This is a genomic window from Natrinema thermotolerans (assembly GCF_031165565.1).
In the GTDB taxonomy this organism is placed as follows: domain Archaea; phylum Halobacteriota; class Halobacteria; order Halobacteriales; family Natrialbaceae; genus Natrinema; species Natrinema thermotolerans.
In genome coordinates, this window is record NZ_CP101873.1 from 2,714,506 (window position 1) to 2,732,598 (window position 18,093).

The 18,093-nt window shown below is 66.3% G+C and carries 16 protein-coding genes; 8 read left to right on the forward strand and 8 right to left on the reverse strand.

What is annotated here, in order from left to right; all coding sequences use genetic code 11:
* Positions 1-7: 7 nt before the first annotated feature.
* The 4 genes from NP511_RS13980 to NP511_RS13995 form a co-directional block, all read right to left on the reverse strand.
* Positions 8-1,141: a threonine synthase gene (locus tag NP511_RS13980; RefSeq protein WP_049965993.1), complete on the reverse strand. Its 1,134-nt coding sequence runs from the start codon at positions 1,139-1,141 to the stop codon at positions 8-10.
* Between the two features lies 1 nt (position 1,142).
* Positions 1,143-2,102 (reverse strand): succinylglutamate desuccinylase/aspartoacylase family protein, encoded by a 960-nt coding sequence (locus NP511_RS13985; protein WP_006651167.1) that lies wholly within the window; start codon positions 2,100-2,102, stop codon positions 1,143-1,145.
* Positions 2,103-2,339: 237 nt separating this feature from the next.
* Positions 2,340-3,179 carry a proline dehydrogenase family protein gene (locus NP511_RS13990; protein WP_049965994.1) on the reverse strand — a complete coding sequence of 280 codons (840 nt, stop codon included), beginning with the start codon at positions 3,177-3,179 and terminating at the stop codon, positions 2,340-2,342.
* Positions 3,180-3,314: 135 nt separating this feature from the next.
* Positions 3,315-5,582: an amino acid permease gene (locus NP511_RS13995; protein WP_049965995.1), complete on the reverse strand. Its 2,268-nt coding sequence runs from the start codon at positions 5,580-5,582 to the stop codon at positions 3,315-3,317.
* A 418-nt stretch (positions 5,583-6,000) separates the two neighbouring features.
* Here NP511_RS13995 and NP511_RS14000 point away from each other — a divergent pair, with 418 nt between their 5' ends.
* Both NP511_RS14000 and NP511_RS14005 read left to right on the forward strand, forming a co-directional pair.
* Positions 6,001-7,383, forward strand: a complete 1,383-nt coding sequence (locus NP511_RS14000; protein WP_049965996.1) for an aspartate aminotransferase family protein — start codon at positions 6,001-6,003, stop codon at positions 7,381-7,383.
* Positions 7,384-7,403: 20 nt separating this feature from the next.
* Positions 7,404-7,793, forward strand: a complete 390-nt coding sequence (locus NP511_RS14005; RefSeq protein ID WP_049965997.1) for a Rid family detoxifying hydrolase — start codon at positions 7,404-7,406, stop codon at positions 7,791-7,793.
* Here the strand turns inward: NP511_RS14005 and NP511_RS14010 are convergent.
* The 3 genes from NP511_RS14010 to NP511_RS14020 all read right to left on the reverse strand — a co-directional run bounded on the left by NP511_RS14010 (position 7,790) and on the right by NP511_RS14020 (position 9,498).
* Positions 7,790-8,242, reverse strand: a complete 453-nt coding sequence (locus NP511_RS14010) for a DUF4870 domain-containing protein (protein WP_006651172.1) — start codon at positions 8,240-8,242, stop codon at positions 7,790-7,792. The two genes, NP511_RS14005 and NP511_RS14010, sit on opposite strands and share 4 nt — an antisense overlap.
* Positions 8,243-8,262: 20 nt before the next feature.
* A complete protein-coding gene (locus NP511_RS14015; RefSeq protein WP_006651173.1) occupies positions 8,263-8,865 on the reverse strand; it encodes a helix-turn-helix domain-containing protein in 603 nt (200 codons plus the stop codon).
* 162 nt (positions 8,866-9,027) lie between these two features.
* Entirely contained in the window at positions 9,028-9,498 is a 471-nt protein-coding gene (locus tag NP511_RS14020) for a hypothetical protein (protein ID WP_233274347.1), read from the reverse strand.
* A 472-nt stretch (positions 9,499-9,970) separates the two neighbouring features.
* Between NP511_RS14020 and NP511_RS14025 the strand changes: the two genes are divergently transcribed.
* The 5 genes from NP511_RS14025 to NP511_RS14045 all read left to right on the forward strand — a co-directional run bounded on the left by NP511_RS14025 (position 9,971) and on the right by NP511_RS14045 (position 16,111).
* Complete coding sequence (locus NP511_RS14025; RefSeq protein ID WP_006651175.1) at positions 9,971-11,251, forward strand: amidohydrolase; 1,281 nt, start codon at positions 9,971-9,973, stop codon at positions 11,249-11,251.
* Positions 11,252-11,349: 98 nt separating this feature from the next.
* A complete protein-coding gene (locus NP511_RS14030) occupies positions 11,350-11,682 on the forward strand; it encodes a DUF8000 family membrane protein (RefSeq protein WP_049965999.1) in 333 nt (110 codons plus the stop codon).
* A gap of 94 nt (positions 11,683-11,776) precedes the next feature.
* Positions 11,777-12,424 (forward strand): DUF8102 family protein, encoded by a 648-nt coding sequence (locus tag NP511_RS14035; RefSeq protein ID WP_049966000.1) that lies wholly within the window; start codon positions 11,777-11,779, stop codon positions 12,422-12,424.
* 549 nt (positions 12,425-12,973) lie between these two features.
* Positions 12,974-14,617, forward strand: a complete 1,644-nt coding sequence (locus tag NP511_RS14040) for a BCCT family transporter (RefSeq protein ID WP_049966001.1) — start codon at positions 12,974-12,976, stop codon at positions 14,615-14,617.
* Between the two features lie 132 nt (positions 14,618-14,749).
* Positions 14,750-16,111: an aminotransferase class III-fold pyridoxal phosphate-dependent enzyme gene (locus NP511_RS14045; protein ID WP_006651179.1), complete on the forward strand. Its 1,362-nt coding sequence runs from the start codon at positions 14,750-14,752 to the stop codon at positions 16,109-16,111.
* Between the two features lie 35 nt (positions 16,112-16,146).
* On the opposite strand, the gene NP511_RS14050 is transcribed toward NP511_RS14045, so the two are convergent.
* Positions 16,147-16,692, reverse strand: coding sequence for a CDP-2,3-bis-(O-geranylgeranyl)-sn-glycerol synthase (locus tag NP511_RS14050; RefSeq protein WP_049966890.1), 546 nt, complete (start codon positions 16,690-16,692; stop codon positions 16,147-16,149).
* 218 nt (positions 16,693-16,910) lie between these two features.
* On the opposite strand from NP511_RS14050, the gene NP511_RS14055 reads away from it, so the two are divergent.
* Positions 16,911-18,092, forward strand: coding sequence for a M24 family metallopeptidase (locus NP511_RS14055; protein WP_049966002.1), 1,182 nt, complete (start codon positions 16,911-16,913; stop codon positions 18,090-18,092).
* Position 18,093: the final 1 nt, after the last annotated feature.

Consider the following 18,093-nt stretch of genomic DNA (forward strand, 5'->3'; position numbering starts at 1 on the left):
GCAGGCCTCAAAGGGTCTTCAATCCACTGCCGGTCAGCGGGACGACGACGTCGTCCCCGTCGTCGATGACGCCGTTCTCGCGATACTGCTCGAGGGCCGCCGGCGCGACCGCACAGGTCGGTTCGACGTAGAAGCCGTTGCGGTGGAGTCGATCGAGCGCGGTCTCGATCGGGTCCCCGCCGAGGGCGATGGCATCGCCGTCGGTTTCCTCGATGGCCTCGAGGATCTCGGTGCCGCGTGCGGGTTCGGCGATTTGGATACCGTCGGCGATGGTCGTCCCCTCGCCGTCGGCGTCGGTAGTGTCGCCGCCGAGCGCGGCGACGATGGGAGCGTAGCCGGCCGCCTGCGCGCCCAGCAGCCGCGGCATCCCGTCGACGATGCCGGCCTCGTTCAGCAGCGAGAAACCACGATACGCGCCCAAAAAGAGCGTCCCGTGCCCGATCGGGAGGACGACGGCGTCGGGGACGGTCCAGCCCTGCTGGGCGGCCACCTCGAACGCGAAGGTCATCGTACCCGCATAGAAGGCGGGGTTCCAGGCGTGGCTGGCGTACCAGCCGTCACCGGTCTGGTAGGGGGTATCGCGCTCCCCGTCGCCCTCGACGGCCCGCTGACAGGCGGCAGTGACGTCCTCCCGGGTCCCCTCGATCCGAACCGGGCGGGCGTCGGCCCGCTGGATCGTCATCAGCTTGGACTGCTTGACGTCGGCGGGGACGTAGATGTCCGCGTCCAGCCCCGCCCGCGCGGCGTAGGTCGCGATCGACGCGCCCGCATTGCCCGACGAGTCCTCGATGACCTTCTCGACGCCGAGTTCGACCGCCCGCGAGAGCGTCGTCGTCGCGCCGCGGTCCTTGAACGACCCCGTCGGGAAGACGTACTCGAGTTTGAACTCCGCGTCCCAGTCGGGGGCCTCGACCAGCGGCGTAAAGCCCTCGTAGAAGGTGACGTGCTGTTCGATCGGGAGGAACTCGAAGAAGGTCCACAGCCCCTCGGTCGTGTCGAGGCTATGCAACGGGAGCGGATCGCCCTGTGGGTGCGGTCGCTCGTCGAACTCCAGCGCGTGGCCACAGCCACAGCGCCAGGGCTCGTCCGGTCCGGCCTCGTAGACGGTCCCGCAGTCGGGGCAGGTGAGATCGGCCGCCATATCAGTATTCGTCGATGTCGGTCCCGACCGAACAGACGTACTCGCCGGTCGCGACCTGTGGGAGCCGTCTGGCCCGCCAGAGGATTCCGTTGCTGTCGGCGGTCACCTCCGCTTTCGGCTCGCCGAAGGGGGTCGTCACCTCGAACAGCGTCTCGCCGGGGCGGACGCGGTCCCCGAGGTCTTTCGTTCGGGTCACGAGCCCGCCGGCCGGGGCGCCGTACTGCTCGAAGCCCTTCGCTCGCGTCTGAGTCTCGAGCGGGTTCCCTTCCTCGAGGAAGTTGTAGTACTTGAGGACGTTGAACACGCCCGTGACGCCCTTTCGAATGCTCTCCTCGTCCCAGCCGACCGCGCCGCCGAGTTCGGGGTCGACGGTCGGGATCCCCTCGTCGGGGGCCGCGCGGGCCAACTGGCCGTCCGGCCCCTTCTGGTCGAGGACGTAGCCACAGCCGAAGGCCTTCGCCAGCTCGAGACACTGGTCGTGAAGCCGGTGGCGCTTCCCACAGCGGACCCGGACCTCGTCGAGCATCCGGCTGGTCGACCCCTGGTGGAGATCGAGGATCAGGTCGGCCCGCGAGGCGGCCTCGAAGGTCGCGGCTGCGATCCGTTCGGTCGAGGTACCCCCCTCGTTGCCCGGATAGGCCCTGTTCATCTTCGTGTCGTCGATCGGGTTCCGGTGTTCGGCGACCTGAAACGCGTGGTAGTTGACGATCCCGACGATCAGGATCGTCCCCGAGAGTTCGGTGGGGTCCAGTCGCGGCACGACCCGCTGGACGACGCCGACGCCGTTGAGTTCGTCGCCGTCGCTTGCCGCCTGCATGTAGAGGGTCTTCCCCGACTTCGCGCCGTTGACCACGGCCACGGGCAGTCCGAACGGACTGCCATCCCGCGTCTCGCCGACCTCGAGACGGCCCGTATCGATCTCGCCGGGCCCCGCGCTCGCCGTACCGAGCGTCGTCGTCATATGTCCCTCACGATGAACCCGTTCGCCTTTATACTATCCTTTGATCTCGAGCGATGGGAGCAGCGACGGGACGAACGACCGAGCCGGTTGCCGGTTTCACGGAACCGAGGCGGGACGATCGCCCCGCCGCTCAGCGAGCCCCGGCCGACCGTGATTTGCACTCGAGGTCGGCAGTGGCCCGCACTCGAGGCCGGCCGGGGCTCGAGTTCTCGAGCAACGGTCGTGTATCGGTCCCGGTCAGCTACTGAGAACGGCCCGAAGCGCGAACCGGAGGTTTTCCCGCCGTTCGGCGACCCGACGATAGAAGTACGACAGCCAGCGGTCGCCGTAGGGAACGTACTGATAGACGTCGTACTCCGCGGCCAACTCGTACTGGGCGTCCTCGCGGACACCCATGAGCATCTGGATCTCGAAGTCCGTGCCGTAGCGCTCGTGTAACGCCGTCGCGTGTTCGATCATCGCCGGATCGTGGCTGCCCACCGCGATCCCACCGTCGCGGCGCTCGAACGCCGCCTCGAGCAGGGTCCGATACTCCTGATCCACGCGCGTGGAATCGGTGTAGGCCACGTCGCTCGGCGGATCGTAGGCCCCCTTGACCAGCCGGACCTTGCCCGGGACGTCGGCGAGTCGCCTGAGGTCGGCCCGGGTCCGGCGGAGGTTCGCCTGCAGGCAGACGCCGACCCCGCCCCCGTCCCGTTCGCGGGCGACCGCCTCGAAGGCGTCCAGGGTCGCGTCGGTCGTCGTGTGGTCCTCCATGTCGATCCAGACGAAGACGTCCCGCTCGGCCGCGGCGGCGACGATCTCCGCCAGCTCCCGCCGGAACACCGACTCGTCGATCTCGAGGCCCAACTGGGAGGGCTTGATCGAGATGCAGGCCTCGAGCCTCGAGCCGGCGATGTCGGCGACGAGCCGCCGGTATTCGGCGGCGTCGGCGGCGGCCGCTTCGCGCTCGTCGTAGTGTTCGCCGAGCAGGTTGACGATGCCGTTCACGCCGCGGTCGTTCAGTCGCCGGACGTGGTCGAGCGCCTCCGCCGGGGACTCTCCCGCGACGAACCGGTTCGCGATCGGCGGGATCATAGCCGTTACTGGGGTCGCGATCGGCAAGAGGGTTCCTCCGATTCTCGGCAGCAGTCACCGTGCAGGAGGGCAATTCGAGACCGTCACGATGGGCCGGCCCGGTCTCGAGCGGCCGAACGGCCGAACCCCCTCTTCTCACTGACGACCGAATATCCGGTCGCGGAGCGACCGCGAGGACGGCCGTTCGGTCAGCAGGACCGGTGCGTCGAGGTCTTCGATGACGTTGAACACGAGCGACCCCCGGACGATACGCGACAGGAGGCCCTGCTCCGTCGCACCGATGACGACGAGGCCGTAGTCGGCGCTGGCCCGTTCGATCGCGGTTTCGACGTCGCCGGTCTCGATCCGTAACTCGGCGTCCGACAGCTGGTGGCCGTCGGCCCACTCGCGCAGGAACTCCCGGCCCGCTTCCTCCTCGCCGTCGTCGGCGACGTGGAGTAGCGTGACCTCGGAACCGATCGTTTCCCGGAGCGCGAGGGCGACCTCCGCGGAGAGATCGGAGGATCCGCCGCCGGCCGTGGGAACGAGAACGTCGGTCGGCTCGAACTCCTCGGTATCCAGGACGAGGAAGTCACAGGGCAGCGCCTGGGTCAGTTCCTCGAGGGTACTCTCGGCCCGACCGCCCGTGAATCGCGTGCCGCCGTACCCCATCACGACCGTATCGACGTCGTTCGCCTCCGCCGCGTCGTACACCTCCTCGAACCCGCGGTGTGAGAGGATCGTCCTCGTCTCGATCGGGACGTCGAACGCCGCCGCGTCCTGCTTGGCGGCCTCGAGCAGGCGCTCCGATTCGTCGTTCAGGCCGCCGCCGTTTCTCGCGGCGGCATCGAGCGAGGTCTGGTCGGGGACCGTCACGATGTGCGTCGCGAGGACGCGACCGCCTCGGTGTTCGGCGAGCGCACCGGCGAGCGTGATGAGCGCGCTTTCGGTGCGGGGATTGGACAGCGCGACCATGATCGTCGGGCCGTCCGTCCCGCTGGGCGCGACCGCGTCGGCGGCGTCGACGACCGGCCCCGGCATCTCGTCCTCGCGGCTCCGAATGTAGTGCGAGAGGACGCCCTGTTGTGTCGTCTTGGTACGAGCGTAGAGGAAGTACCAGATAACGGCGGCGACGACGAACGCCCCGGACAGGGCGATCTCCAGTCCGTCCATGAACGCGACGAGTCCGAGCGACAACACCGCGCCGAGGATCGGCGTGATCGGGTAGAACGGAACCGTGAAATCCGGATCGTACTCCGGTACGTCCGCCTCCCGGAACACGATGAGAGCGACGTTCATCAGCGCGTAGACGATGAGGTGGAGGACGCTCGCCGCTTTCGAGAGGACCTCGATGTCTCGTCCGAGGAACGTGATGAACGCGATGATGAGCGCGCCGGTGACGAGGATCGACCGATAGGGCGTCGCGAAGTTCGGGTGGATCTCGTTGAGCCAGTTAGTGACGATCTTGTCGCGGCCCATCGCGAAGTTGATCCGCGCCGAGGCGAGGATCGAGGCGTTCGCCGACGACGCCGTCGCTAGGAGCGCGCCGAGGGTCATCACCGCGGCCGCGGCGGCAGCGAGCCCGCTGACGGGGCCGAGAGAGGACGGGAACGCGACCTCGGCGGCCTGTGCGACCGGTGCGTCCTGGCTGAGGTCGGCCCACGGGATGACACCGAGCATGGTCGTCACGAGGATCGCGTAAATGACGGTGACGATCCCGACGCTCCCGATGATGGCGATGGGGAGGTTTCGGCCCGGGTTCTTCAATTCCTCGGCGACGGTCGCGATCTTCGCGTAGCCGAGGAACGACACGAACACGAGCGCCGTCGCCGGTAGAATCGCTCCCGACCCGTAGGGTGCGAGGCCGCCGTCACCGGCCAGCGTCGCGTAATCGAACGAGGCGAAGCCCGCAATGGCAAAGGCGGTGAGGATCGCCAGCAGCGTGAACACGATGACCGTCTGGATGCCGCCGGTCTCCTTCGCACCGATGTAATTGACGCCGACGAAAACCGCGCCGGCGAACAGCGCCCCCACCTGAATGGGGTTGAGAAACGCCACCTCCGGTAGCGGGAGGAACACGGCGAGATACTGACCGAACCCGATACAGTAGAACGCGGAGGCGAAGGCCAGTCCCATCCAGTCACCCATGCCGGCGATCGAGCCGAACATCGGGCCCAGCGACTTGTTGATGTAGTAATAGCCGCCGCCGGCCTTCGGCATCGCGGTGCCCAGTTCGGAGACGGACAACGCGTTCACCATCGCGATCAGTCCGCCGACGACGAACGACACGACGACGATCGGCCCCGCCGCGTTCGCGGCGACGCCGGGGAGGACGAAAATTCCGGCCCCGATCATCGTCCCGATACCGATCGTCATCGCCGAGATCAACCCGAGGTCCTTGGCGAGTTCATCGTCACCGCTCATACGGGCACACCCCAACCGTCCCCGGATACCCCGAGGCCGCGATTCGGGACCGCAGCGGAACGCAGACCGCCCCTGTTCGGTAGTTCCCGTCCGCGCTTCCGTCGGCGGATCGCGTTCGATACCGACCGTCTCGGCGGACCGCACGCGTGACTTCGGGCGTTCATTGGCCGGAGTTGTGTCGGAGATGGTGATAAACTCCCTGATTACGAACCCCGTCGACAACGTTCCACGCGTATCGCCGTTTCCAGAGCGTGAAGGGCGTGATTACGATGGTTTCAGCCCCTAAAGCCGCGGACAGCCGCGACGAGTCAGACACCCGTCTCGAGTCGCCGAACTCCGGCCTGTGTTCAGTATCTGTATACAGTCTGCATGAATATCGTGGACAAGTTATTTGTAATCGGTTCCCTTGCCACTACGTATGACGGCAGGACCGCCGATAGACGAACTCCACTTCGCGGACGCACCGACCGTCGACGACGTTCCCGGCCCGAACACGCGGGCCTTGCTCGAGAAACAGCGCGAGATCGACAGCAGCGCCGTCGCGTATCCCGACGACATCCCGATCGCCTTCGAGGAGGGGAAGGGGGCGACGGTTCGGGACGCCGACGGCAACACCTACATCGACCTCTTCGCGGGGATCGGCGTCCTCAACGTGGGCCACTCGAACCCGTACGTCCTCGAGGCGGTCCACGAACAGGCAGACAAGTTCGTTCACACGGTCGACTTCCCGACCGAGGCCCGGCTCGAGTTGATCGAGAAACTCGACGAGATCGCTCCCGACGGACTGGCGGGGAACCAGAAGGTCGTCTTCGGCGGCCCGACGGGTAGCGACGCCGTCGAGGCGTCGATCAAGCTCTCGAAGTACAACACTGGCGGCGACGGCCTCATCGCGTTCCGCGGTGCCTACCACGGCGCGACGACCGGCGCGATGAGCGTCACCTCGAACAAGAAGTTCAAGGGGGACTACACGCCCCTGCTCGCCGACGTCGTCCACGCGCCCTATCCCCATCCGTTCCGCCAGGACAAGGCACCTCAGGAAGCGGTCGACCACGCACTCGAGGAGGTCCAGGCGATCGTCGAGGACCCCTACGGCGGCCTCGCGAACCCCGCGGGGATCATCGTCGAGCCGATCCAGGGCGAGGGCGGGATCGTCACGCCCCCGGAGGGGTTCCTGCAGGGGCTGCGCGACATCGCCGACGACAACGACGTGACGCTGGTCTTCGACGAGATCCAGAGCGGGCTCGGTCGGACGGGCCAGTGGTGGGCCAGCGACTGGGAGGGGGTCACCCCCGACGCGATGACCAGCGCGAAGGCGCTGGGCGGCGTCGGCTTCCCGCTCTCGGCGACGATGTACCACGAGGATCTCGACACCTGGGGCTCGGGCGACCACGCCGGCACCTACCGGGGCCACGTCGTCGGGATGCGCGCCGGCACCCGCGCCATCGAGTACATCCAGGACCACGACCTGCTCGCACACGCCCGCGACCTCGGCGAGTACATTCGGGGGCGGCTCCGCGAGGCGGGCGAGGGCAATGCCCACCTCGCTGACGTTCGTGGCAAGGGGCTGTTCATCGGTGCCGAGTTCGTCGACGCCGACGGCAAGCCCGACGGCGATCTCGTCGACGCCATCCAGCAGTACTGCTTCGAGCAGGGCGTCCTCGTCTGGACGGCCGGCCGCCACGGCAACGTCCTTCGGTTCCTGCCGCCGCTTGTGCTGACCCACGACCTGGCAGAAACCGCACTGGACGTCGTCGTCGAGGCGATCGAAGCGGTCACCGCCGAGGCGACACGAACCGCCTGATTCGAGCCCCGACGATCCACATGTCCGACATCGATCCCATCGAAACCGACGACGCGCCGAGCAACGACAACCCCTACTCGCAGGGGGTCCGCGCCGGCGACACGCTGTACGTCTCCGGCTACGGCCCCGTCGATCCCGGGACGGGCGCGGTCGTCGACGGCGACATCGAGGCGCAAACGAATCGGGTCCTCGATAACATCGCGGCCGTCGTCGACGAAGCCGGCGGCGACGGTCTCGCCGACGTGGTCAAAGTCACGGTCTACCTGACCGATCTCGAGGACTACGAGCGGGTCAACGCGGCCTACGGCGCCCGGTTCGGCGAGGAGCCGCCCGCGCGGGTCTGCGTCGAGGTCTCGCGGCTGCCCGATGACGTTCGCGTCGAACTGGACGCGACCGCGTACGTGGGTTAACTCGGTTGGTCACCGTCCGCGTCGGCACCAACGAACGCCGGCGCGAAGGGGTATTCCCAGGCCTCGCCGAAGATGGCCTTCGCCATCGCGACGATCCAGACGAAGACGCTGAGAGCGCCGAGGGCGATCGCGAGGACCGTCAGGACGAAGACCGGCAGAAAGACGACCGTCTCGAGGAGGTCCGGTACCGGGGCGTACTCGAACAGCGCGTCCAGCCCGAACACGAGGACGACGGTCCCGATGAACGAGCCACTGACCAGCAGATGCCAGTTGAGCGCGTTCCGGGCGTTGGCGCGGGTAAAGTCGTGGGTCGATACCAGATAGATCACGGCGGTGGCGACGATGCCGACGAGTGGCAGTATCGCGATGAAGTGGACGAAAATGCCCAGTAGCGTCCGCTCCGTGAGGATCGACGGGCCGGGTTCGGTCGTTGCGGTTGGTTGTGACATGTGTTCTGTCGTGTGTGCTATTATTTGGGGTTCGATCGATCAGCCGTCGGCACCGAAGCGGCGATTCCGCCGTCGCGGCGCTTACGAACGGCGCGTTCGGCGACGAGCAATACTAGACAGGCGACGAAGAGGTTCCCGGCGGCCACCCAGAGCCCGTGACTGGCACTGACCGGCGCGTCGATCGACAGGGCGGTCAACACGACGCCGGCGCTGAAAAGCACCAGACTCAACTGGAAGCCCGCGAGGACCAGCGTTCTGATCCCCGCGGGGTTCCGAAGTCGGAGGAAATCCCCGGCAGACAGCGTCTCGAGCGGTGTCTCGTACTCGAGGGCGCGCTTTCCCTCGGGCGAGAGCGGCCACTGCGACTCGGGGTGGTTGATGTAGTACAGCGTGATCGTCTCGGGGTAGGTCTCCGCGGCGACGACATCGATCTCGCGGAGTTCGTCGAGCCGGTTCCGAACCGTCTCCGTGCTGACGGTCGGTCGCACGCGGGACTGGAGCTGTCGGATCGAGAAGAACGGTCGATCCGACTCGAGCATCACCTCGACGACGTGTCGTTGCGTGAGTTTCTTTTCGAACGTTGGATCGATGCGGTCCTCGATCCACGTCGGGAGGGTCGTCATGGGTAGTCCCGGCATCGGTCGGGTTCGAAGTAAACCCCGGGGCGGATTTGCTGGCTCCCAAACGCGACTCCGCCCCCACCAAGGACCGGACGGTGAATGGAAAGGAGTAGTTGAACGGACGTGCAGTCGTGTGATTTCGACCGGTTCCGGACACGCCTCGGCTCAGGACCGACCGCGGCGCTCGCGAACCCGCGTGGCGGCCAGTTCGGCGAACCGGAGGGCGACACAGACCGCGAGCAGGTTCCACGCAGCGGTCCACAGGCCGTGGCCGCCGTGGAACGGTGCCGCGAGTCCGACGACGGACAGCGCGAGCCCCAGCACGAAACACACCAGACTGAGCTGGTAGCCCGCGAGGACGATCGTCCTGATCCCCTCGGGGTTCCGCAGTAACAGGACGTCCCGCGCCGAGAGCCGATCGAGCGGGTTCACTGACGGCAGGGGCCCCGTTGCGGCCGAGCGCCCGGTTCCATCGGGAAAATCGACGTAGTACAGCGTCGTCGACGACGGGTACGTCTCGGCGGCGACGACCCCGCGGTCGCGGAGTTCCGCGAGCCGTTCCCGGACGGTCGCCTCGCTCGCGTCCGGTCCGATCCGGTCTCGAAGCTCCGGTACCGAGAAAGAACGGTTGCTCACCGTCCAGCATCGCCGCGACGACCCGTCGCTGGGCGAGCGTGCGGTTCGGGTCCGATTCGATCCGCTCGTCGATCCACGGTGGGAGGGCGGGCATGCGAACCGTCGCTATCGATCGCCCGCCTGATAAGCACCCGACCGTTTTTGACCGCCGCCAAGCACCCCTCGAGCGACGTTGTGACGGTCCCAATCTTCCGTCCGGATCGTTCGGCGGTTGGTGGCCGCCAAAATCGCGCCCGGTTTTACGTCCGTCCCCTGCCGAGGGTCGCATGCGGGGGTTTTGACCCGCCCGTCGGCCCTCCACGCGACCCCTCGATCGACCGTCGTCGACCGGCCCGCGTGCCGGGTCGCGTCGCCCCGTCGTTTCCCAGTCGGTCGACGGGGCGGCGTCTCGGCGATTCTACATCGATCGTGGAGAAATAGTATACGATTATTGACTACGGTTAAGTATCCGCCGCGCATACAACCGGCAAGAATGTCCTACGAGGTGCGAAACAGAGTGCGGGATCTCCGGCGGGCGTTTCACCGCCACCCCGAGCCCGGCTGGCGCGAGTTCCGGACGACGGCCCGGGTCGTCGAGGAACTCGAGCGGATCGGGGTCGACGAGATCGCCGTCGGCCGCGAGGCGCTGGCGACCGACGAGCGGATGGCGGTGCCGCCCGAGTCGGAACTCGAACCGTGGCGCGAGCGCGCCCGCGAGGCCGGTGTTCGATCGGACCTCCTCGAGCGGACCGCCGACGGACACACGGGGGTCGTCGCGACGCTCGAGCAAGGCGAGGGGCCCTGTCTGGGGCTGCGGGTCGACCTCGACGCGATCTCGATGCGGGAATCGACGGCCGACGACCACCGGCCGGCCGCCGAGGGGTTCCGGTCGGAACACGACGGCTACATGCACGCCTGCGGCCACGACGCCCACCTCGCGATGGCGCTTGGGGCGCTCGAGACGGTCAAAGCAAGCGAGTTCGAAGGCACGTTCAAGGTGTTCTTCCAGCCGGCCGAGGAGATCTCCGGTGGGGGGAAGGCGATGGCCGAGAGCGGGCACCTCGACGACGTCGACTACCTGCTGGCGTTGCACGTCGGGCTGGATCATCCCACCGGCGAGATCGTCGCCGGCATCGAGAAGCCGCTGGCGATGGCCCACCTCACCGCGACCTTCGAGGGGGCAAGCGCCCACGCGGGGAAGGCCCCGAACGAGGGGGCAAACGCCATGCAGGCGGCCGCGACCGCCATCCAGAACGCCTACGGCATCCCCCGCCACAGCGACGGGCTGACCCGGGTCAATGTCGGCCGGATCGAGGGCGGCACCGCCAGCAACGTCATCGCCGAGGAGGTCACCATCGAGGCGGAGGTCCGCGGCGAGACGACCGCCCTGATGGAGTACACGCGCACCGAACTCGAGCGGGTCTGCTACGCCGCCGCGGAGATGCACGATTGCGACGTGACGCCGCGGATGATCAGCGAGTCCCCGCGCGTCGACAGCCACCCCGCCCTGCGGGACCTCGTGGGCAACGTCGCGTGGGACGTCGACGGCGTCGAGCGGGTGATCCCGACCGAGGAGTTCGGCGTGAGCGAGGACGTGACCTATCTCATGCAGCGAGTGCAGGACAACGGCGGCTTCGCCTCCTACGTCCTGATCGGGACCGACCACCCGACGAGCCACCACACGCCGACGTTCGACATCGACGAGACGAGCCTCGAGGTCGGGGTCGCGTTGCTCGCCGAGACGGCGGTCGAACTCTCCCGGCGGCGACCGTAGCAGTCGGGGAAGGCGGGGTCCATTCGTTCCGTCGACGGCGGGATCGGATGCTGCCCGGAAAAATTATGCGGCCGCAGCTCTGACACGTCAGACGAGCAATGGGTCGGTCCATCGAGTTCTCGAGCGACTTCCCGTGGCTGCTCTTCTACGTGTCCCAACTGGTCGTGCTTTCGCTCGTGCTGTTCTTCGTCGTGTTCCCGCTCGAGAGACCCGTCGACATCCTGATAGCGTCCCTGACCGTGTTGTTTCTGATCGCGGTAGCGGTGGGCCTGTGGCGGCGGACGACCGACGGAGACGAGCGGGCCCACATCGGGACGGCCGACGACATCACGCACGACCCGTACGCGGACCCCGGACAGGCGGCCCGCGACGGGTGGGAGCGGGCGATCCGGCGGCTCCCAGACGGGGACGGCGACGACGAGCGAGACTGAGTGTCGGGCTCGGCGGCCGACTCGAGAAACATAAGCAGCATATCACGTTTCCGGAATGGGAAACGTTAATTCGCGCGACCTCCGTGTATCCTCCATGAGCCAGGACGACGTGCCGGAGTCGCTGCGGACGGCGGCGGACTCGGATCGCCCGCGCGGGATTCTCACGCCCTCCGACCGCGACTTCCTGCTCGGCCGGAAGACCGACTACACCGACCACTCCAAGAAACAGAAGCGAAACCGCATTCGGCGGCGGGTGCGCAACGCGGTTCTCGATTTCAGCATTCTCTTCGAGTACATGGAGGAACGCGACCGGGAGACGGTCTTCGACCCCGACGACGACGAACGCGACGCCTACACGCAGGGGATCACGGACATGCTCGCGTTCCTCCATCTCGGGACGATGGGGTATCACACGCCGTTCAAGGACATGCTCTCGGAGGGGGTCGGCAAGGCCGAACAGCGCTTGGCGGGCTCGAACTATCGGATGGTCAACGTCGAGTTCAACGTCGATCCGGTCGGCCAGATCGACGTCGACGAGGTCGTCGACAAACTGGAACACGAGGAGTTCGCTCAGCTCACCGACGAGGAACTCCGGGCGTTCGTCCGCCTGCTGACGATGTCCGACGACTTTTCGCCGACGGAAACGCGGGCGGAGATCAAAGACCGGGTCGACGAGTTCGCCGATCGAGTGACCGAAAGCACCGAGGCCCGCGAGCGAGCCGTCGAGGAGCTGACGGACTGAGACGGACCGCTGTCCGTCAGTTCCGGTGCAACCGCCGGACGGGCGCGGTTGCGCCGGGAAATCGTTCCGACAGACCGTATGAGACGCCGTCATCGAATTCCGTTTTCGGCACGCAGTCGTCCGGCGCTCGGCTCGAGTCGGCAGTGATCGCGGGGCCGACACGGCCGCCCTCTCACTGAACGGATCGACCCCGTCCGCAAGGCAGTACGCCCGGCGGACGCCGTCGTCTCGGCCGTCACCGTCCTCCGTTCGCGAACACGCTTTCTGATCGGGTCGTTAGTTCGCTATCTTCTCCCTCGGCCTTCTGTAGAGTTGAGATCGACACTTCAATAAGCAAAAATCAGACGAATGTCTAACTATACGGGCGATTCAATCGATTTCACTGGCGAATATTGGATAAACGCAATTCGTTTATTATCTCTGCGAGTGAGAAACACTTATTGTATACGGCGTCAATGGTCGCGGTATGCCATTGCGCAGCATGGTGAACGGTCGGTGGAGAACGGGGCAACCAACGTGCCATCGCGCGATCCACAGGGGTGAGGTCGGATGAGCGACGCGGATCAGGGGATGGTCGACGAGTTCCTCGAGGAGATCGATCCGATCGTCTTCGCGTTCGGGGCGTTGCTGACCGCCGGCGTGATCGTGGCGTTCTTCATCAACCAGAGTGCTGTCACGGAGACGATCAACACCGTGTACGGCTGGGTCGTCGAGCACCTGAACTGGGCGCTGTTGGTGATCGTGTTCTTGATCGTCCTCTTCCTGCTGTTCCTGATCGTCGGGCCGTGGGGGCGGATCAAGATGGGGGACTCGGATCCGGAGTACAGCTTCCTGTCGTACTTCGCGATGTTGTACTCCGCCGGGTTCGCGGCAGGGGTCGTCTTCTGGGGACCGACCGAAGCGCTGTTCTACTACAATAACCCGTCGCCGCTGTTCGGCGTCGAGGGCGGGACGAGCGAGGCGATCCCGATCGCGATTCAGCAGACGCTGTTCCACTGGGCGCTGCCCCAGCTGGCTGTCTTCACGATCATGGGACTCGCTATTTCCTACTTCGCGTACAATTACGATGACGTCCCGCTCCGGGTCTCGTCGGCGCTGACGCCGATAATCGGGAAGGAGAACCTCGACGGCCCGGCCGCGAAGGTCGTCGACATCCTCGCCGTCTTCGCGACGATCGGCGGCGTGGCCACCTCGCTCGGCTTCATCGGCAGCCAGTTCATCGCCGGACTCAATTACCAGTGGGGGATCGACCTCGGGAACGTCGGCATCCTCCTCGTGGTGACCACGATGACGCTCCTGTTTACCATCTCGATGGTGCTGGGCGTCGACAGGGGCATCCGCCGGCTGTCGAACTTCAACATGATCCTGTTCGTCATCCTCATGGCCGCGACGTTCATTCTGGGCCCGACGCTGTTCCTGCTCCTGCTGGGCTCGCAGGCCATGGGCGGCATGATCGCCGACTTCACGTCCATGAGCCTCTACACGGGAACCGGCTCCGACGGTGGGACGACATGGATGAACTCGTGGACCGTCTTCTACTGGGCGTGGGCGCTCTCGTGGTCTCCGTTCGCCGGCCTGTTCATCGCCCGCATCTCCAAGGGCCGGACCGTCCGCGAAGTCGCCTTCACCGGCATCGGCGCGACCTCGGCCGCGACCATCCCGTGGTTCACGTTCGTCGGCGGCACCGCGCTGCGATACCACCACAACGGAACGGCCGACTTCAGCACCGTGATCGCCAACGGGACGCCGGAGGTGTCGGGCTTCATCCTCTTCGACGCCTTCCCGCTCGGGACGGTGTTCATGATCGCCTTCATGATCCTCGTGACGACGTTCTTCATCACGTCGGCGGACTCCTCGACGCTCGCCGTCTCGATGATGACGACCGGTGGCAAAGCGAGGCCGTCCACCATTAATCGGGTCTTCTGGGGCGTCGTCCTCGGCATGACCGCGGCGATCCTCATGATCATCGGCGGCGAGGGCGGAACGAGCGCGCTCCAGAACGCGGTCATCATCACCGGTGCACCGTTCGCGTTCGTCTGTTTCGCCGCGATGCTCTCGCTGATCAAGGACTTCGGCTCGAGCCACGGTCGCGTCCTCCTGCAGGACGAGACCGTCCTGATCGGCTCGAGTCAGCAGCCCGACGCCGACTCGCCGTCCGGCCCCGCCGGCACCGTCGAAACGGACGACGACTGACCGCGTCGACGCCGCCGCGGCCGGCCCGCGGCTATCACCGGCCGTCATGCTGTCCGCTTTTTCGCCGTCGCGACCACACACCCTCGCCAATCTATAACAAGTTTTAATGTACGAGGTACACATAAACTGTGTATGGATAGGGACACGGCGGAACCCGATGCGGACGCGCTTCCCGGGCCGAACGCCCAGCAGTGGGTCGACTTCCACCAGGAGTACTCCGCGCCCAGCGAATACTCCCACGAGTTCGTCTGGGACGTGACCCGCGAGGCCGACGGGCCCTTCGTCACGGACGTCGACGGCAACGTCCTGCTCGATTTCACCTGTCACATCGGCGCGGCACCGCTGGGCTACAACAACGAGAAGGTCCTCGAGAAAGTCCGCGAGTTCGACCTCGTCGAACCGATGAAGATCGCGGGCCAGGACATGTACTTCGGCTCCGGGCCCAGTCCCGACGAGGCCGAGTTCCCCGGCTCGAGTCACCTCATGCAGAAACTGACCGAGGTCTCGAGCCAGTACGGCATGGACACGGTCTTCCTCTCGAACTCCGGCGCGGAGGCCATGGAGAACGCGATGAAGATCACCAACGACTACCGCGCGCCGGCCAAATACGGCGTCGCGTTTTCGGGGAGCTTCCACGGCCGTACCCTCGGCACGCTCTCGCTGACGAAGTCCAAGGATGTCTATACGCGCCATTACCCCGAGATCAGCGGGATCGAGACGGTACCGTTCTGCGCCGACCGGGGTTGTGACGCCGACAGCTGCGACTGCGGGTTCTTCGCCGGCGGCGGCTCGCAGCTCCGCAATATGCTCGCGCCCGAGGGCGGCCACGTCGACCCCGACGAGATCGCCTTCCTCACGCTCGAGCCGATTCAGGGCGTCGGCGGTTACCGGTTCCCCAGCGAGACGTTCATGGAAGAAGTGGCCGCCGTCACCGACGAGTACGACATTCCACTGGTCGTCGACGAGATCCAGGCCGGCGTGGGCCGGACCGGTGAGATCTGGGCTTCCGATCACTACCCGATCGAACCCGATGTCATCGCCAGCGCGAAGGCCTTGCGCGTCGGCGCGACGATCTCCCGGTCGGAGGTCTTCCCCAGTCAGAAGAACCGGCTGGGCTCGACCTTCGGCGGCGGCGACCTGCTCGGCTCGATGATGGGTGCGTTCACGCTCGAGGCAATCGAGGACCACGACCTGCTCGACAACGCCACCCGACGGGGCGAACAGGCGACGGAACTCCTCCGGGACGACGCGCCCGACCACGTCGAGGACGTCCGCGGGAAGGGGCTGATGCTCGCCGTCGAGTTCGACACCCCCGAACGCCGCAACGCCGTCGTCGAGTCGGCCCTCGAGCGCGGGCTGCTCACGCTCGGCTGCGGGAAGAAGACGATCCGGCTGCTGCCGCCGCTGGACTCGACCGAACGCGAGATCGAACTCGGCATCGACATCTTCTGCGAGGCGATCGAGGCCGTCGGTCCGAGCGCGACGGTCGCGTAAAAACCGGCGTCGTCCGTCGCCCTACTGCGACTCGATTACCACGGTTCGTTCTTTAATTCGAGTTTGTACGCGGCCATGTTCGTCGTCACGTGCAGGATCGGGGTGAGGACGACGACGACGAGGATGACCTCGAGCGTGAACCACTCGCGGAACCACTCGAAGTCGAGCAGCGCCACGAGCGGCAGCGAGACGACGACGAAGTCGAGCTGGTCGAGGCCGGGGAACATCGCGCCGCGCTGGCGGCCCGTCCGGCGTTTGAGAAAGGAGGCGAGGATGTCACCGAGCATCGCGCCGCCGGCGAGACCGAGCGCCGCGAGCGGGGTAAAGGCCGGCACGTCGAAGCCGAGGGCGCTACCGACATCGCCCGCGATGACCGTCAAGACGGCCGCGAGCGCGAGGCCCGCCGCGACGCCCATCGCCGTCCCGCGCCAGGTCTTCCCGTCGCCGAGTACCCGCTTGTCACCCCAGGTCCGGCCGCCGTCGATCGGTTGACCGCCGCCGGCCAACACCGCGGCGTTGTTGGGGACGTACGCGGGCAACATCGCCCAGAACGCGATCACGAGCGTCTCGAGTACTGCCATATCGGCCGGAAGGAGCCGACGTGTCTTAACGGCCGGTGGTTCGATCGGACGGGCCGACCGGTTCGAGACGGCTGCCTCGCCCTCGAGCCGGCTGTGGCCGACGGTCCGGTCCGTCGCTGCCCGCCCGACCCGCCCCATAGTAAACAGTATCTGTATCTACTATACACGAAAAGATTTTATTACTACTTGCCGATACTCTTCGTAGAGGTCCTGTTACCATGCCACGAGAGCATATTTTCGACGAGGCCGAATACGAGCGACGGGTCGAACGGACCAAAGAGCGGTTGCGCGAGGAGGATCTCGACGCCATCGTCGTCGCCGATCCGGCGAACATGAACTACCTGACCGGCTACGACGGCTGGTCGTTCTACGTCCATCAGGCCGTCGTCGTCACGCCCGACCGCGACGAACCGGTCTGGATCGGCCGCGACATGGACGGTGGCGGCGCGCGGGCGACGACCCACCTCGGCGATGACAGCATCCGCGCCTACAGCGACGATCACGTCCACTCCCCCCACGACCTCCACCCGATGGACTACGTCGCGGGCGTCTTGGAGGAACTCGAGGTCGCGGACGGCCGGATCGGCCTCGAGATGGACGCGGCCTACTTCACCGCGAAGTCCTACACCCGACTGCAGGAAAACCTCCCCGAGGCCGAGTTCGAGGACGCGACGCTTCTCGTGGGATGGGTCCGGATCAAGAAATCGGAGCAGGAACTCGAGTACATGCGCGAGGCCGCCCGCATCTCCGAGAACGCGATGCGGGCGGGGCTGGACGTCATCGATGAGGGGGTTCCGGAGTACGAGGCCGCGGCCGCGATCTACGAACAACTTATTACCGGCACCGAGGAGTACGGCGGCGACTACCCCTCGATCGTCCCGCTGATGCCCTCGGGTGACCACACCGGGACGCCGCATCTGACCTGGACCGACCGCGAGTTCGAGGACGGCGATCCGGTCATCATCGAACTCTCGGGCTGTCGCCACCGCTATCACTCCCCGCTAGCTCGAACGACGTTCGTCGGCGACCCGCCCGCGGAACTCCAGGAGACCGCCGACATCGTCGTCGAAGGGATCGAGGCCGCGCTCGACACCGTCGAACCCGGCGTCACCTGCGAGGCGGTCGAGAAGGCCTGGCGCGAGACCATCGCCCAGTACGGCCTCGAGAAGGAGGACCGGATCGGCTACTCGATGGGGCTGGGCTACCCGCCGGACTGGGGCGAACACACCGCGAGCATCCGTCCCGGCGACGAGACCGTCCTCGAGGAGGACATGACCTTCCACATGATTCCCGGCATCTGGACCGACGAGATCGGGATGGAGATCAGCGAGACGTTCCGCGTCACGAGTACGGGCGCGGAGACACTGGCCGACTTCCCACGGGAGTTATTCACGACGTAAC

Excerpts from the sequence above, each read along its gene's own strand:
- NP511_RS14040 (WP_049966001.1), top strand. The coding sequence starts at position 12,974 with ATGAGCGACGCGGATCAGGGGATGGTCGACGAGTTCCTCGAGGAGATC.
- NP511_RS13980 (WP_049965993.1), bottom strand. The coding sequence starts at position 1,141 with ATGGCGGCCGATCTCACCTGCCCCGACTGCGGGACCGTCTACGAGGCC.
- NP511_RS14010 (WP_006651172.1), bottom strand. The coding sequence starts at position 8,242 with ATGTCACAACCAACCGCAACGACCGAACCCGGCCCGTCGATCCTCACG.
- NP511_RS14000 (WP_049965996.1), top strand. The coding sequence starts at position 6,001 with ATGACGGCAGGACCGCCGATAGACGAACTCCACTTCGCGGACGCACCG.
- NP511_RS13995 (WP_049965995.1), bottom strand. The coding sequence starts at position 5,582 with ATGAGCGGTGACGATGAACTCGCCAAGGACCTCGGGTTGATCTCGGCG.
- NP511_RS13985 (WP_006651167.1), bottom strand. The coding sequence starts at position 2,102 with ATGACGACGACGCTCGGTACGGCGAGCGCGGGGCCCGGCGAGATCGAT.
- NP511_RS14055 (WP_049966002.1), top strand. The coding sequence starts at position 16,911 with ATGCCACGAGAGCATATTTTCGACGAGGCCGAATACGAGCGACGGGTC.
- NP511_RS14005 (WP_049965997.1), top strand. The coding sequence starts at position 7,404 with ATGTCCGACATCGATCCCATCGAAACCGACGACGCGCCGAGCAACGAC.
- NP511_RS14035 (WP_049966000.1), top strand. The coding sequence starts at position 11,777 with ATGAGCCAGGACGACGTGCCGGAGTCGCTGCGGACGGCGGCGGACTCG.
- NP511_RS14045 (WP_006651179.1), top strand. The coding sequence starts at position 14,750 with ATGGATAGGGACACGGCGGAACCCGATGCGGACGCGCTTCCCGGGCCG.
- NP511_RS13990 (WP_049965994.1), bottom strand. The coding sequence starts at position 3,179 with ATGATCCCGCCGATCGCGAACCGGTTCGTCGCGGGAGAGTCCCCGGCG.
- NP511_RS14025 (WP_006651175.1), top strand. The coding sequence starts at position 9,971 with ATGTCCTACGAGGTGCGAAACAGAGTGCGGGATCTCCGGCGGGCGTTT.
- NP511_RS14050 (WP_049966890.1), bottom strand. The coding sequence starts at position 16,692 with ATGGCAGTACTCGAGACGCTCGTGATCGCGTTCTGGGCGATGTTGCCC.
- NP511_RS14015 (WP_006651173.1), bottom strand. The coding sequence starts at position 8,865 with ATGACGACCCTCCCGACGTGGATCGAGGACCGCATCGATCCAACGTTC.
- NP511_RS14030 (WP_049965999.1), top strand. The coding sequence starts at position 11,350 with ATGGGTCGGTCCATCGAGTTCTCGAGCGACTTCCCGTGGCTGCTCTTC.